General features: G+C 68.0%; 13 protein-coding genes. 7 read left to right on the forward strand and 6 right to left on the reverse strand.

All coding sequences use genetic code 11. The features are described 5' to 3' along the window. The first annotated feature begins 48 nt into the window (after window positions 1-48). The 3 genes from ABD683_RS02210 to ABD683_RS02220 are packed head-to-tail and all read left to right on the forward strand — an operon-like array spanning window position 49 to window position 4,161. Window positions 49-2,814 (forward strand): ABC transporter permease subunit, encoded by a 2,766-nt coding sequence (locus ABD683_RS02210; RefSeq protein WP_344766914.1) that lies wholly within the window; start codon window positions 49-51, stop codon window positions 2,812-2,814. Beyond that, window positions 2,811-3,563 carry an ABC transporter ATP-binding protein gene (locus ABD683_RS02215; RefSeq protein WP_344766915.1) on the forward strand — a complete coding sequence of 251 codons (753 nt, stop codon included), beginning with the start codon at window positions 2,811-2,813 and terminating at the stop codon, window positions 3,561-3,563. Before ABD683_RS02210 ends, ABD683_RS02215 begins: the two co-directional genes overlap by 4 nt. 16 nt (window positions 3,564-3,579) lie before the next feature. Further along, the gene (locus ABD683_RS02220; protein WP_344766917.1) at window positions 3,580-4,161 is read left to right on the forward strand and encodes a TetR/AcrR family transcriptional regulator; all 582 of its coding nucleotides are present in this window, start codon (window positions 3,580-3,582) and stop codon (window positions 4,159-4,161) included. Here ABD683_RS02220 and ABD683_RS02225 read toward each other — a convergent pair whose 3' ends face one another. The 4 genes from ABD683_RS02225 to ABD683_RS02240 all read right to left on the reverse strand — a co-directional run bounded on the left by ABD683_RS02225 (window position 4,162) and on the right by ABD683_RS02240 (window position 6,975). Continuing rightward, window positions 4,162-4,500 (reverse strand): DUF1801 domain-containing protein, encoded by a 339-nt coding sequence (locus ABD683_RS02225; RefSeq protein ID WP_344766919.1) that lies wholly within the window; start codon window positions 4,498-4,500, stop codon window positions 4,162-4,164. A gap of 15 nt (window positions 4,501-4,515) precedes the next feature. Beyond that, complete coding sequence (locus ABD683_RS02230; RefSeq protein WP_344766921.1) at window positions 4,516-5,001, reverse strand: nuclear transport factor 2 family protein; 486 nt, start codon at window positions 4,999-5,001, stop codon at window positions 4,516-4,518. 25 nt (window positions 5,002-5,026) lie between these two features. Continuing rightward, the gene (locus ABD683_RS02235) at window positions 5,027-6,481 is read right to left on the reverse strand and encodes an MFS transporter (RefSeq protein WP_344766922.1); all 1,455 of its coding nucleotides are present in this window, start codon (window positions 6,479-6,481) and stop codon (window positions 5,027-5,029) included. Between the two features lie 71 nt (window positions 6,482-6,552). Continuing rightward, entirely contained in the window at window positions 6,553-6,975 is a 423-nt protein-coding gene (locus ABD683_RS02240) for a hypothetical protein (protein WP_344766924.1), read from the reverse strand. 75 nt (window positions 6,976-7,050) lie between these two features. On the opposite strand from ABD683_RS02240, the gene ABD683_RS02245 reads away from it, so the two are divergent. Then, complete coding sequence (locus ABD683_RS02245) at window positions 7,051-7,626, forward strand: TetR/AcrR family transcriptional regulator (RefSeq protein WP_344766925.1); 576 nt, start codon at window positions 7,051-7,053, stop codon at window positions 7,624-7,626. A 123-nt stretch (window positions 7,627-7,749) separates the two neighbouring features. Next, window positions 7,750-8,124, forward strand: coding sequence for a hypothetical protein (locus ABD683_RS02250; RefSeq protein ID WP_344766927.1), 375 nt, complete (start codon window positions 7,750-7,752; stop codon window positions 8,122-8,124). Here the strand turns inward: ABD683_RS02250 and ABD683_RS02255 are convergent. Both ABD683_RS02255 and ABD683_RS02260 read right to left on the reverse strand, forming a co-directional pair. Further along, on the reverse strand, window positions 8,020-10,593 hold the full coding sequence (locus ABD683_RS02255; RefSeq protein ID WP_344766929.1) for an ATP-binding protein: 2,574 nt from the start codon (window positions 10,591-10,593) through the stop codon (window positions 8,020-8,022). The genes ABD683_RS02250 and ABD683_RS02255 overlap by 105 nt on opposite strands. 139 nt (window positions 10,594-10,732) lie before the next feature. Continuing rightward, complete coding sequence (locus ABD683_RS02260; RefSeq protein WP_344766931.1) at window positions 10,733-11,017, reverse strand: DUF4242 domain-containing protein; 285 nt, start codon at window positions 11,015-11,017, stop codon at window positions 10,733-10,735. A gap of 165 nt (window positions 11,018-11,182) precedes the next feature. Here ABD683_RS02260 and ABD683_RS02265 point away from each other — a divergent pair, with 165 nt between their 5' ends. Then, on the forward strand, window positions 11,183-11,812 hold the full coding sequence (locus ABD683_RS02265) for a TetR/AcrR family transcriptional regulator (protein WP_344766932.1): 630 nt from the start codon (window positions 11,183-11,185) through the stop codon (window positions 11,810-11,812). A gap of 12 nt (window positions 11,813-11,824) precedes the next feature. Then, window positions 11,825-13,303 (forward strand): MFS transporter, encoded by a 1,479-nt coding sequence (locus ABD683_RS02270; protein ID WP_344766933.1) that lies wholly within the window; start codon window positions 11,825-11,827, stop codon window positions 13,301-13,303. The last annotated feature ends 74 nt before the right edge of the window (window positions 13,304-13,377 follow it).

Below are 13,377 nucleotides of genomic sequence, written 5' to 3' on the forward strand. Positions count from 1 at the left end.
GGCGGGTCGGACCTCGGTCCGGCCCGCCCAAGCTCTGGAGGGAGTCTCATGGACCAGCACATCGTCTTCTTGTTGTTCGGCCTGGCCAACGGCGCGATCTATGCCGCCCTGGCCATGACCCTGGTGGTGACCTACCGCTCCAGCGGGGTCATCAACTTCAGCTCCGGAACCCTGGCACTGCTCGGCGCCTACACGTACGCGTTCCTGCGTCGCGGAGAGCTCCTGGTGCCGATTCCCGGCCTGCCCAAGACCGTGGACATCGGCACCGAGCTCGGCTTCCTGCCTGCCGCTGCGATCTCGGTCGCGATCTGTGCCGTGACCGGGTTGCTGATCCATCTGCTCGTGTTCCGGCCGCTGCGAGCCGTGCCGCCCGTCGGCAAGGCCGTGGCGTCGATCGGCGTCATGCTCGTCCTGTCCGGCCTCTTCACGATCCGCATCGGCGTCGACGGCGTACAGACCATGCCGATCCTCCCGGTCGACAGCTGGAAGATCGGCGGCGTCAACGTCACCAGCGACCGGGTCTGGTTCGCGCTCATCATCCTCGCGATAGCGGCCGCACTGGCAGCCGCCTACACGTTCACCCGCTTCGGACTGCTCACCCGTGCAGCCGCCAACAGCGAGAAGGGTGCATACGTCAGCGGCATCAAGCCTGACCGCATCGCGGCGGCCAACTGGATGATCTCGGGCGCCGTCGCGGCGATCGCCGGCATCCTCATCGCGCCGATCCTGCCGCTGACACCCAACTCGTTCACGTTGCTGATCGTGCCGGCGCTGGCTGCCGCGGTCGTCGCCGGGTTCGACCGCATCCTGCCGGCAGTCGTCGCCGGCATCGCCATCGGCATGATCCAGTCCGACCTGACCTACCTCGCAGGCACCTGGACGTGGCTGCCCACCTCGGGGCGCAGCGAGCTCGTCGTGCTGCTGCTCATCTTGTTCGTGCTGGTCGCTCGCGCGAAGCCGCTTCCCAGCCGCGGCCTCAACCTGCGACCGTCCCTCGGTCGCGCTCCGCGACCGCAGTCGATCGCCCTGCCCACCCTCATCAGCTCCGCCGCCGGCGTCGCTGCGGTGTTCGTGTTCAGCGGCGACTGGCTGGTCGCGTTGATCACCAGCCTGATCTTCGCGATCATCGCGCTCTCGCTCGTGGTGGTCACCGGCTACGCCGGCCAGGTCTCGTTCGCGCAGCTGACCCTGGCGGGGGTCGCCGGGTTCTCGCTGGCGACACTCACCGACAGCTGGGGAGTGCCGTTCCCGCTCGCACCGCTCGCAGCCGCGCTCATCGCGTCGGTGGTCGGCGTGGTCGTCGGCCTGCCGGCACTTCGCGTACGCGGCCTGCCCGTCGCAATCGTCACCCTCGCCACGGCTGTGGCCCTCGAGGCGTTCTGGTTCGCCAACTCCGACTACGTCGGCAGCTCGGGCAAGGACGTCGTCGGACCTGAGCTCTTCGGACTCGACCTGAGGTCGCGTGTCGGCCTCGACTACCCACGCGTCCAGTTCGCGCTGCTGGTGCTGACGATCCTCGTGCTGGTCGGCGTGGGCGTCGCCAAGCTGCGCATGTCGCGGCTCGGCTCGCAGATGCTGGCGGTGCGCGCCAACGAACGCTCGGCGGCGGGTGCTGGTGTGGCCGTCGTCCGAGTCAAGCTCATCGCGTTCGCGATCGGCTCGTTCATCGCCGGCCTCGGTGGATCGATGCTGGCGTACTTCCAGGGCAATGTGACCTTCGTCAGCTTCTCGACGTTCATCGGGCTGACCCTGTTCGCCACGGCCTACCTCGCGGGCATCACGAGCATCTCCGGCGGTGTCGCGGCGGGCCTGATCGGCGTGGGCGGAATGGTCCCGCTCGTGCTCAACGAGGTCGGCGGGCTCGGCGGCGAGTGGTTCGCCGTCATCGCCGGTCTCGGCCTGATCCTCACCCTGATCGGCAATCCCGAGGGCGTCGTCGGTCCCATCCACGAACGACTCCAGAAACGGCGCCGCGACAAGGCACCTGTCGTCGCTGCGCCCGCGCCTCTCGACGGCGATGGGGGTCCCCCCGACAACAAGGGCGTAGCCGTTGGGGGACTGACCGCGCGCGAACCTGTGGTCGGCGGCGACGTCGTCCTCGAGGCGCGCGATCTCGTTGTCCGTTACGGCGGAGTCGTCGCGGTCGACGGTGTCGACCTCGACGTACGGGCCGGCACCATCGTCGGGCTGATCGGCCCCAACGGCGCCGGCAAGACGACCCTGTTGGACGCGCTGTCCGGCTTCGCCCCGAGCACCGGCTCAGTCCGCCTCGACGGGAACGACCTCACGGGCCGGGCCCCACACCAACGAGTCCGCCATGCCCTGGGACGCACCTTCCAGCACGCCGAGCTGTACGAGGACCTCTCCGTCACGGAGAACGTTGTCGTCGGCGCCGCCGCAGCCGTGGGTCGCTCACCGCGTACCGTCACAGAGACCTTGGAGCTGCTGGGTCTCGCCGACGTCGCCGACCTGCCCGTCGCGGAGCTGTCTCAGGGACGACGCCAGGTCGTCTCGGTGGCGCGCGCCCTGATCGGCAACCCGCGGGTGCTCCTGCTCGACGAGCCCGCCGGCGGCCTCGACAGCCGGGAGAGCCAATGGCTGGGTGAGCGACTTCGTGACATCCGCGACAGCGGCGTGACGATCCTGCTGATCGACCACGACATGCACCTGGTCCTCAACCTGTGCGACGACATCTATGTGCTCAACTTCGGCGAGGTCATCGCGCACGGCACACCGTCTGCGATCCGCGCCGACTCCCGTGTCGCCGAGGCCTACCTCGGTTCAGCCCACGCCGAGCAGGAGGTCGTCTCATGACGGTCACGGAAGATCGCACGATTTCGGTCCAGGGCCCCGCCGACGACATGTTCGTCTGCTCCGGTCTCGGGGCCGGCTACGGAAGCATCGAGGTCGTCCGCCGGTTCGACCTCACCGCGGCCGGCGGATCCGTCGTCGCAATACTCGGCCCGAACGGCGCCGGCAAGACGACGCTGCTCAACACGCTGGCTGGACTCCTGCCCGCGCTCCACGGCAGCGTGAGCGTCGCGGGTCAGACCGTGAAGAACGGACGCCCTGCCGACGCCTCCGATGCCGGCATCGTCCTCGTACCCGATGACCGTGCATTGTTCACCGCGCTGACGGTCGAGGACAACCTGCTCGCCGCCCGCGGACGTCACGGCACGACGGTGGACAGCGCGTTCGACCGGTTCCCGGCGCTGGCCACCCGGCGCAAGCTCACGGCAGGCAACCTCTCGGGCGGTGAACAGCAGATGCTCGCGGTGGCACGCGCTCTCATGCAGGAACCGCGCGTGCTGCTCCTGGACGAGATGACGATGGGCCTCGCGCCGATCATCGTCGAGGAGCTCATGCCGACGGTCCGACGGGTCGCCGAGGACACCGGCGCCGTCGTCGTCCTGGTCGAGCAGCACGTACACCTGGCGCTCGAGGTGGCTGACCGGGCCCTCGTGCTGGTGCACGGCGAGGTCGTCCTCGACCGCACGGCAGCCGAGCTCGCGGCAGACCCGACACTTCTCGAGTCGGCCTATCTGGGCGGTTCCGTCGCATGAGGGGCCCAGACCTCGGATGAATCGTCCCGTCTCGGTTCCACGTCGCGGCCTGAACGACAAGCAGGCTGCCACCGTCGAGCGCCTGTATGCCGAGGCCATGACCCTGCTCAAGGAGGTCGGGCACGAGGACCTCGCGATGCGTGCCGTCGGCCAACGCGCCGGGGTCTCCCCCGCCACGGTCTACACCTACTTCTCGTCCAAGGATCACCTCTTCGCCGAGCTCTTCTGGCGGGTCATTGAGCAGCAGGGTGAGATCGAGCTGACGGCACCGACCCCGATGAGCCGCCTGCAGGAGCTCGTACGCCACCTGGCCGACGTCGTCGCCAGCGTTCCCGAGCTCACGTCCGCCGTGCACAAGGCCCTGCTCGCAGGGGATCCCGAGGTGCACCGCGTACGCGCCGACATCGGCATGTGGTGCACCGTGCAGTTCCGCCAAGCCGTCGGACCCGAGGCTCGCCTGCCACCACAGATCGTCATGACGCTGTCGTTCGCACTCACGGGCGCGCTGCTGCAGTCGGGCATGGGCGCATTCGGCTACGACGAGCTCGGCGACCACCTCGTCGACGCCGTCGCGGTCATCATGCGCGAGGTCGCGTAGTCAGGTCTGGTTGAGGGCGACGGCGCTCTTGACGAGGTCTCCGAATGCGGCCTCGTCGAGCTCGTCCGTCTCGGCGATGTCGATGGCCCGTCGCGTACCCGCATCCATGCTGGCGTTGAACAGGCCTGCCGGGTCAGGCAGCGACGCACCCTGGGCGAACGTCACCTTGACCTTGTCCTTGTAGGTCTCGACGGTGCACACGAGTCCAGACAGCGAGAACGTCGGCACGCCGTCGGGGTTGGAGGCCTTGACCCACTTGACCTCCTCCGTGATGCCCGGGGCCGCCTGGTGGATCAGGTGTCGCAGGGATTCGACGGTCGTGCTGCGCCAGTCACTCATGGCTCGAGCCTAGGCCTAGCCTCCGAGAGCTGCGAGCATCTTCTTGCCGATGTCGCTCAGGGTGCCGTGCGCATCGGCGACGCGGCACCAGTCTCGGGTCATGTCGGCGAACTTCTGCGGGTTGTAGATGTCTTCCTCGCGGACGAGGTTACCCTCGTCGTCAAATGTCAGGATCGTGATGTTGGAGGCCTCGTGGACCGAGCCGTCGCCCGGGTCACGCATGATGTTGCGGATGTCGCAGATGACGCGGTTGGTCGGCACGTCGAGCACCGACCAGGCCGGCGGGAAGCCGGTCATCTCGCTGCCCGGGAACGTCGTCATCGTCTTGATGATCCACGGCCGGATCTCCTCGCGGCCCGAGAACTCGCCATATGCGTGCTCGCTGTAGGTCGCGTCCTCGGTGAACATGTCGGCGAATGCCGACCAGTCCTTGGTCTCGCAGATCTCCTCGACCTTGGCGAGGTAGCGGTCGAACGCAGACTGCAACGTGTTCTCATTCACGTCGACAGCCAACCACATCCGACGCTCAGTGCGCTTCCTCGGTGGAGCGCGAGCTGGTGAGCGAGAGCGAGCCGAACGCGGCGATCGCACCGACCAGCACGGCGAGCACGGCGTACGTGATGCGCTCTCCGTGGAAGAAGGACTGCACGAGCTCGTTGCTCCACGTGCCGGGAGGCAGCTGCGTCGTGACGAGCGCGGCGATCATGGTGCCGACGACCGCGGTCCCGACGCTCGAGCCGACCTCCTGCGCCGTGTCGTTGAGCGCCGTGCCGATCGACGTACGGTTGGCGGGCATCGCATCGACGAGGGCGACCGCGCAGATCGTCATGACCGTGCGGAGGCCGACCGTCATCATCACCATCGACACCGCAATGGCGGCGTAGCCGTGCTCGACGCCCCACGACATGCCCGCAAGGGCGCCGGCAAGGAGCACCGCGCCGACCAGGCAGGCGATCCGGTGGCCGAACCGCTTGGCAAGCCACTCCGACACCGGCGTCGCGGCAATCATCGTGACGATCATCGGGAGGTTGGCGAGGCCGGCACGCACCGGGCTCCAGCCGTACGCGTACTGGAAGTGCAGGATCAGGCCGAACATCACGCTGGCCATTGCGATCGCCGTGCCCAGCTGGGCGATGGTGGCGCCGCGGACCGTACCGTTGGAGAACAACCCGAGGTCCAGCATGGGCGAGTCCGTACGACGCTCGTGCCGGACGAACGCCACGCCCGCTGCGAGTGCGCCGAAGATCGACGCGAGCGTGATCACGGAGAGCCAGCCGTGCTCGACTCCACTGGTCAGCGAGAAGCACGCGAGACCGATCGCGACGATGCTCAGCACGGCACCCGGCACGTCCAGCGTGTCGTCGGTGAGGTCCTCGGGACGATCGGCCGGTACGCCCTTGCGTACTCCGAACCACGCGATCAGCGCGATCGGGGCGTTGACCACCAGCAGCCACTCCCAGCGCACGTGCGCCAGGGCGGTGCCGCCGAGGACCGGTCCGAGGATGAAGCCCGACATGCCGACGATGATCATCAGCGTCATGGCCCGCATCCGGAGGGCCTGCTCGTCGAACAGCCGGAAGACGAGGGAGTTGGTGATCGGCGCCATCATGGCTGCGGCGATGCCGAGCGCGGCGCGCAGGGCGATGAGCTCGCCGGCACTGGTGACTGCGACGACGCAGAGGCTGATCAGGCCGAACACGGCGAGGCCGACCAGCAGGACGCGTCGGCGTCCCAGCCGGTCGGCCATCGAGCCGGCGGTGAGCAGCAGCCCACCGAATGTGAGGGAGTACGCACCCGTGACCCACTGAAGGGCGGTCGTGCCGCTGCCCAGGTCACGGCCGATGGTCGGCAGCGCGATCGTCAGCAGGGTGTTGTCGACCATCTCGACGAAGAACGCAAGGCAGAGGGCGGCAAGCGGGATCCACGCGGCGCGAAGCGACGTGTAGGTGCGGGGCTGGGAGACTGTGGCGGTACTGGTCATGGATCCACAGTGATCCCCGCGCCTTGCAGGCCGCTGTCATCGCGCTGCCACGCCTGACAACCGCTGACAGGTCAGTGCCGGTGCTCGCCGGCGTGGCGCCACACGAGCGCCAGCATGAACACCACCATCAGCACGTGGCCGATGACCATCAGCGCCATCTCGTCGAGCACACCGACCCACACGAACGGCATCGGCAGCGCGAACGCCGCGTACATCGCCGCGCCCATCTCGACCGACGACGCACGACTGTGACCGCGGTGGAGCATCCACGCGACCATCGGGATCGTCATCGCGGTGGCCATCGCGATCATGCGCACCTCGATGCCGTCGAGCCAGGTCAGGTCGAACGTCCCCACGACGGCGAGCCAGGCCGGATAGAGCGTGACCATGCCCAGGAACATCGCGACCAGCATCTCGCCCAAGTGCTTCGCACTCACGACGAGGCGTGACTGCCGCTTCGTCTCGACGGCGACCATCGACTGCTGCGTACTCATGCTTTCCTCCTAAGTCGAACACCTATGTATGGTTTAGTCGTACCACAAGCCATACACGCGTGTATAGTTTCAGGCGTGACCACGTCAGCCGAGACGACGCAAAGAGCCGATGCCCGGCGCAACCGCGCCGCGATCATCGAGGCGGCCACCCGCTGTCTCGCCGTCGACCCGGCCGCGACGCTGGGCGAGATCGCCGAGAAGGCCGGGGTCGGCCGAGTCACGCTGTATGCGCACTTCGGCTCCCGGGTCGACCTGATCCGCGAGGTCGTGACCGACGCGCTCGCCACGAGCAACACCGCGTTGGAGTCGGTCGATCTCACGGGCGACCCGGCCGAGGCCATGTCCCGCCTGCTCGAGGCGTCGTGGCACGTGACACACCAGTTCGGCGGACTGGTCGTCGCGGCCGAGTCAGCGCTCGCGCCGGCCGAGCTGCGCGACGCGCACGAGCAGCCGGCACAACGCGTTCAGGCACTGCTGAGGCGCGGGCGCAAGGACGGGAGCTTCCGGACCGACGTGCCGGTCCCGTGGCAGCTCGACACGATCCAGGCCGTCATCCACGCGGCGTCCGGCGCGGTGCACCGAGGCGCCATCCGCGAGGGCGACGCGACAGGGCTGATCCAGAAGACGGTCCTGGCTGCGCTCAAGCCGTGAAGGCCGCCCAGACTGCCGCAAACGCCGGTGGGCCTGGCCGAGGCTCATTCTCCTCGAAGTCCTCCCGATAGATGGGGAGTCGCTCCGATGTCCGGTCGGCACCTCGACTTCTAACGTCAAGACATGACTTCGACCAGCCTTCCGGTGCTCGCAGGGGTCGTCTCGACGGCGATCTTTGCGGGCAGCACGCTGCCCATGCTCGCCAAGGCGCTGCGCACGCGCGACCTTGGTTCGTACAGCCTCGGCAACCTGGTGCTCGCGAACGCGGGCAACGTCGTCTACTCGATCTACGTGCTCAGCCTTCCGCTCGGGCCGGTCTGGTTCCTGCACGCCTTCAACCAGATGAGCACGGCGTTCATGCTGATCTGGTTTCTCCGCTACGGGCGTCCGGCCTCAGACGAGGCCGAGCTCAGCCGCCTGGACGACCACCGCGCGCCGGGTCGGCAAACCGATCTTCGCGAGGATCGCCGAGACGTGGTGGTCGGCAGTCTTGGGTGAGATGTAGAGCCTCGAGGCAATCTCGGCGTTCGAAAGACCGCGAGCAACGAGCTTGGCCACCTCGAGCTGTCGGTTGGTGAGCCCGGCAGGGTTTGCCCGGGTGCTCTCGCGTGGACGCTGCGGAACCGCTGCATGACCCTCGGCCCTCAGGACCACCCGATGCCGGTCAGCCGTGCCGATGGCACCGAGGCCGTCGAGCAGCTTGATCCCGCGGACTCGGTCGCCGGTGTCGGTGGAATCGGACCACGACATCGCCTCGGCGAACGGGTCGCCGGCCATGTTCCACCAGCGAGCGGCATCGGCGTGACGACCCTCGAGGGTGAGCTGGAACGGCTCGGCCAGCTGGTGGTTGGCGTCCACCGGAAGACCCAGCCGGCGCAGCCATACGGCCAGCTGTCCGGCACCCCAGCTCGCACCGGGTCGTGACGACAGCTCAGCAAGCTGGTCGACCGCGAAGCCCGTCACGCGCTCGTCGGACTTCTCGGCCATCCAAGACACCTCAGCCAGGGCCGTCAGCACCCCGAGTCGACGCAGTGGCTCGTCGATGCGATCGGCCAGCGCCCAGACCTCGTCCAGCGCTGCAAGGTCGGCCTCGTCGCCCCGACGCAGGGGAACGAGCACCTTGATCAGGTAAGGCCAGAGCTTGGCCAGGGGCATGCCCTCACTGCCCAGAACGTCTGCAGCATCCTCGAGTGCGGCGTTCCAGTGCCCCTGGTGCAAGTGGAGCCGCGAGCGCACCGCGGTCTGCCAGTGCCGGCAGATCGGGATGTCGCGCTCGACCGTGAACGGGATCGAGAGCTGGAGCAGGTTCTCTGCGGCCCTGAATCGTCCGTGCTCGACGTCCAGATTCGCGATCTGCGAGTAGCCGGTCGAGGCCAGCTCGTCCCACCCGCCGTCCCGGGCGGCGTCGATGTGGTCCAACAGGCTCGTACGGGCACCGTCCTCCTCGAAGACCAGCTCGGTGGTGGCGCGGAACAACCCGCTCTTCAGCGAGAGCAGACCGTCGTCGTGCTCGGCGGCGACCTCCGTGGCCTCGGCGAAGAACTGTCGAGCCTCGTCGATCTCAGACCGCATCATCGCCAGGTAGCCCTGGAGTGCGCGCGCGGTTCCGAAGGCCAGTCCGGCCGTGGGCGCCGATGCGATCTCAGCCGCACGGCCTGAATGTGTCTCTGCCTGATGGCGCCGTGCGCTGTAGTACTCGTAGAGCGCCACTGCTTCGTGCGCCGCCGCGAGGCCCGTCGCATCGCCGACCTTCTCCCAGAGTGGGAAGGTCGCCCGGACGTTGTCGATCGCCTCGACCAGTCGACTGGTCATGTATTGCTGGTAGGACAGCTCCAGCAACAACCCGGCCCGTTCGCGCGGGTCCTCGAAGTCGAGGTGCTCAAGCGCTGTCGCGAAGAATGCCGCAGCCTCGGTGTGGGCACCCGCTCGGGCGGCGTCCTCACCAGCCAGACGTGCGTAGCGCCTCGAACGTTCGGCATCTCGTGCACCGACAGCGTGGTGGCTGAGCACGGCGGGATCGCGGGAGTCGACCTGCTCGAGGGCGTCGAGCAGCAGAGCATGCAGACGAGGACCGCCGCCGGGCGGGATGGTGCTCTCGATCGCCTGCCGGGCGAGCTCGTGCCGGAAGACGATGCCGTCCTCGATGCGGTTGAGCAACGCCGTGGCGTCGAGTCGACGCAGCGTTGGCAGGTCGACACCGAGCAGGGGAAGGGCACGGTCGTCCAGCCGATCCGGGGCGGTGGCGACGAGCTGCAGCACCTCGAAGTCGTGCGAGGTGACGTCGGCCGTGTGCGCCAGCACGGCGTCGCGAACGGAGGTCGGCAACGGAAGGTCGGGCTCCTTGGCGACCTCGGCGGCGAAGAACGGGTTGCCTCCGGTGATGGCGTGCACGCGTTCGGCCTCGAGGCTCGTGCCCTCGAGCAACAGGCGGACGCTGGCGACCGAGAGCGGCTTCAGAACCAGCTGGCTCATTCCGTCGAGGGCGGCGATGTCGCCGAGCAGCCGTCGCGCAGAGTGTCGTGGCCCGATCTCCCTGTCGCGATAGCTCACGATCAGGACCACCGGCATCGACTCGATGCGGCGCGCGAGGAATCGCAGCACGTCGATCGAGGCGGCGTCGACCCAGTGCAGGTCCTCGACGATCAGCACGGTTGGCTCTGCGGCGAGCGCGGCGTACACCTGCTCGCAGAAGTCGGCGAGCAGCAGGTCCTCTCCGCGGCCCAGACCCAGGAGGCCCAGCTCGCGCAGGTCCCGGAACGGGCCGAGCGGGCGAGGAGTGTCCAGCGGGTCGCAGTGGGTACGAAGGACCCTGACCCCGGCGATCTCACGGCACAGCGCCTCGATCAGCGTGGACTTGCCGAACCCGCTGTCTCCGGCAAGGGCGATCCCGGAGCCCTGTCCTTGCACGGCCCCGTCGAGCGCGGCCCGGAGAACCGCCAGCTCGTTCTCACGTTCGAGCAGCTGCACTGCTTCAGTGTAGGGACGCCCATCGAGACTGCCAATCGGTTGACGCACGGTCAATTCTTGCTGCAAGGACAGCCAGGAACCGGCACGGACCCGAAGGTCCGGCCGGGTTCCCGTCGCGCCGCCGCGGTGGTCGGACGGCTCACGATGCCGCCGACTGAGCGGACTGGGGTCCGAACTCGTTGGCAACCTCGGTCACCTTGTTGGCCGGGAAGCCACCGCGACGGGCATGCTCGAGGATCGTCTCGGCGTCTTCTGCCTCGTGCACGCAGTAGATCTTGTCGCCCGCGACATAGCTGTTGACCCAGGTGTAGGGCACACCAAGCGACGCGACGGCTTCGTTCGAGGTCTGCGCGATGCCAGCCAGCTGGTCAACGGTGAGGTCGCCTGCGTTCTCGATCTCACGCTCGATGATGAATCGCTTCATGGTGTTGCTCCTTGTGTCGAAGTGTCAGCGACGTCGTGCCGCCGTGCTCCAACACTCGCGAAGAGCAAGAGACGCGACATCGGGAGGAGCTCCCCATATTCCCGTCGGTCCGTGTGATGAGCATTACGATACGAACCCGTTCCGTATCGTGCTACGTTCGTACACATGTCCACCACCGACACCGCGATCGCGGAAGAGCCGAGCCGAGGTCGCCCCCGCGACCCGAGCCGCGACGAGGCGATCATCGACGCCGCGATCGACGTACTCGTACGTGACGGCTACGACCGCCTCTCGATGGAGGGCGTCGCCACTGCCGCGGGTGTCGGCAAGGCCACGGTCTACCGGCGCTGGAGCAGCAAGGCCGAGCTGGTCATCGATGCGATGGCCACGCTCAAGCCCGCCGTCGACACGATCGACACCGGCTCCCTCGACGGCGACGTCGAGGAGCTGATCGCCGCGTCGTGCAGCCCGAAGTCACAGCGGCTGCAACAGGTCATGTTGAGCATCTGCTCGGCACTCCCCCGCGAGCCCGAGCTGCTCGACGCATTCAAGACGCGCTTCACCGAACCGCGCATCGCCCTCATCTCGGAGATGCTCGAACGCGCCCAGCGGCGCGGTGACCTCGGCCCCGAGATCGACGTGGCCATGGCCGCGAGTCTCGTGCCCTCGCTGATGCTGCAGCGCGCCCTGATGACCGGCAAACCAGCCGGCCGGACGTACGCCGAACAGGTCGCCGGCAGCGTCCTGCTCCCCGTGCTCGGCCGGCCCCCACGACCCATCTCGACCACAGACTGACGGAGACTCCCCATGACCGAAACACCACCCGCCCAGGCAAGCCGCAACGGCGGCCTCGCCCTCGCCGTGATCTGCGTCGCGCAGCTCATGGTCATCCTCGACGCGACTGTCGTGAACGTCGCGCTGCCCAGCATCCGCGACGACCTCGACTTCTCGCTGGACAACCTCACCTGGGTCGTCACGGCCTACTCGCTCGCCTTCGGCGGGCTCCTGCTGTTCGGCGGTCGTACCGGTGACCTCTTCGGCCGCCGCCGCATGTTCATGATCGGCATCGGCCTGTTTGCCGGCGCCTCCCTCGTCGGCGGATTCGCCAACAGCGAGACCATGCTGATCATCGCCCGTGCGGCGCAGGGTGCAGGCGGCGCGATCGCCGCACCCACCGCCCTCGCGCTGCTCGCGACGACCTTCACGGAGCCGGGGGCCCGATCCCGCGCCTTCGGCGTGTTCGCGGCAATGGGTGCGTCAGGTGGCGCCCTCGGACTCCTGCTCGGCGGCGTGCTCACCGACTACGCCAGCTGGCGCTGGGCGTTGTTCATCAGCGCCCCGATCGGCGCACTCGTCCTGTTTCTCACCCCGCGGGTCCTCAACGAGTCGCAGGGCTCCGGCAAGAAGCTGGACCTCCCGGGAGCCCTCACGGTGACGGCCGGCATGTCGACCCTGGTGTATGGCCTGACGAAGGCCTCGAGCGACGGCTGGGGTTCGACCACGACGGTCGTGACACTGGCGATCGCGGCAGCACTGCTGGTCGCGTTCGGACTCATCGAGCACTTCTCGACCCATCCGCTCATGCCGTTCCGGATCTTCTCCAACCGCAATCGCACCGGCGCCTACCTGATCATGCTGTTCCTTGCAGCAGCCATGTTCACGACGTTCTACTTCATGGCGCAGTTCCAGCAGAACGTGCACGGTTGGAGCCCGTTCCACACCGGACTCGGATTCCTCCCGATGCCCGTGACCATCATGTTCATGTCGATCGTGGTCGTACGCAGGCTGATCCCGACCCTGGGCATCCGCCCGTTCCTGACGGCCGGACCGATCCTCGCGATCGCAGCGATGGTCGCGATGTCCCACCTCGATGCCAGCAGCAGCTACTGGCCCTTCCTGGGCTCCCTCCTGCTGCTCGGCGTCGGCATGGGATGCAGCTTCGTTCCGCTGACCATGACCGCGGTCAACGGTGTGGCGCCGCACGAGACCGGCCTGGCGTCCGCCCTGCTCAACACGGGTCAGCAGGTCGGCGGGGCGATCGGTCTCGCGGCGTTCGGCACGGTCTTCGCCCACGCGTCGGCCGACCGCGCCACCGAGCTCGGAGCACGCGCTGCGACCGCGGCGGGACAGGCGGACGTCTTCGTGACCGGACAGCAGCACGCCTTCCAGGCGGCAATCGTCGCGGCAGCTCTGGCACTCATCGCGTCCATCGCGCTCATCCGCGTCAACAAGGTGGCACCCCCGGCTGCTGCGGCACCGGCTACCGCCCCCGTGATGGCCGAGTGACACCCGCACGCACATGACGGAGCCCCCGGACCAGCTGGTCCGGGGGCTCCGTCATGGCACGCTCGACGTCACGG

This window comes from Aeromicrobium panaciterrae, assembly GCF_039537165.1.
Lineage (GTDB): Bacteria > Actinomycetota > Actinomycetes > Propionibacteriales > Nocardioidaceae > Aeromicrobium > Aeromicrobium panaciterrae.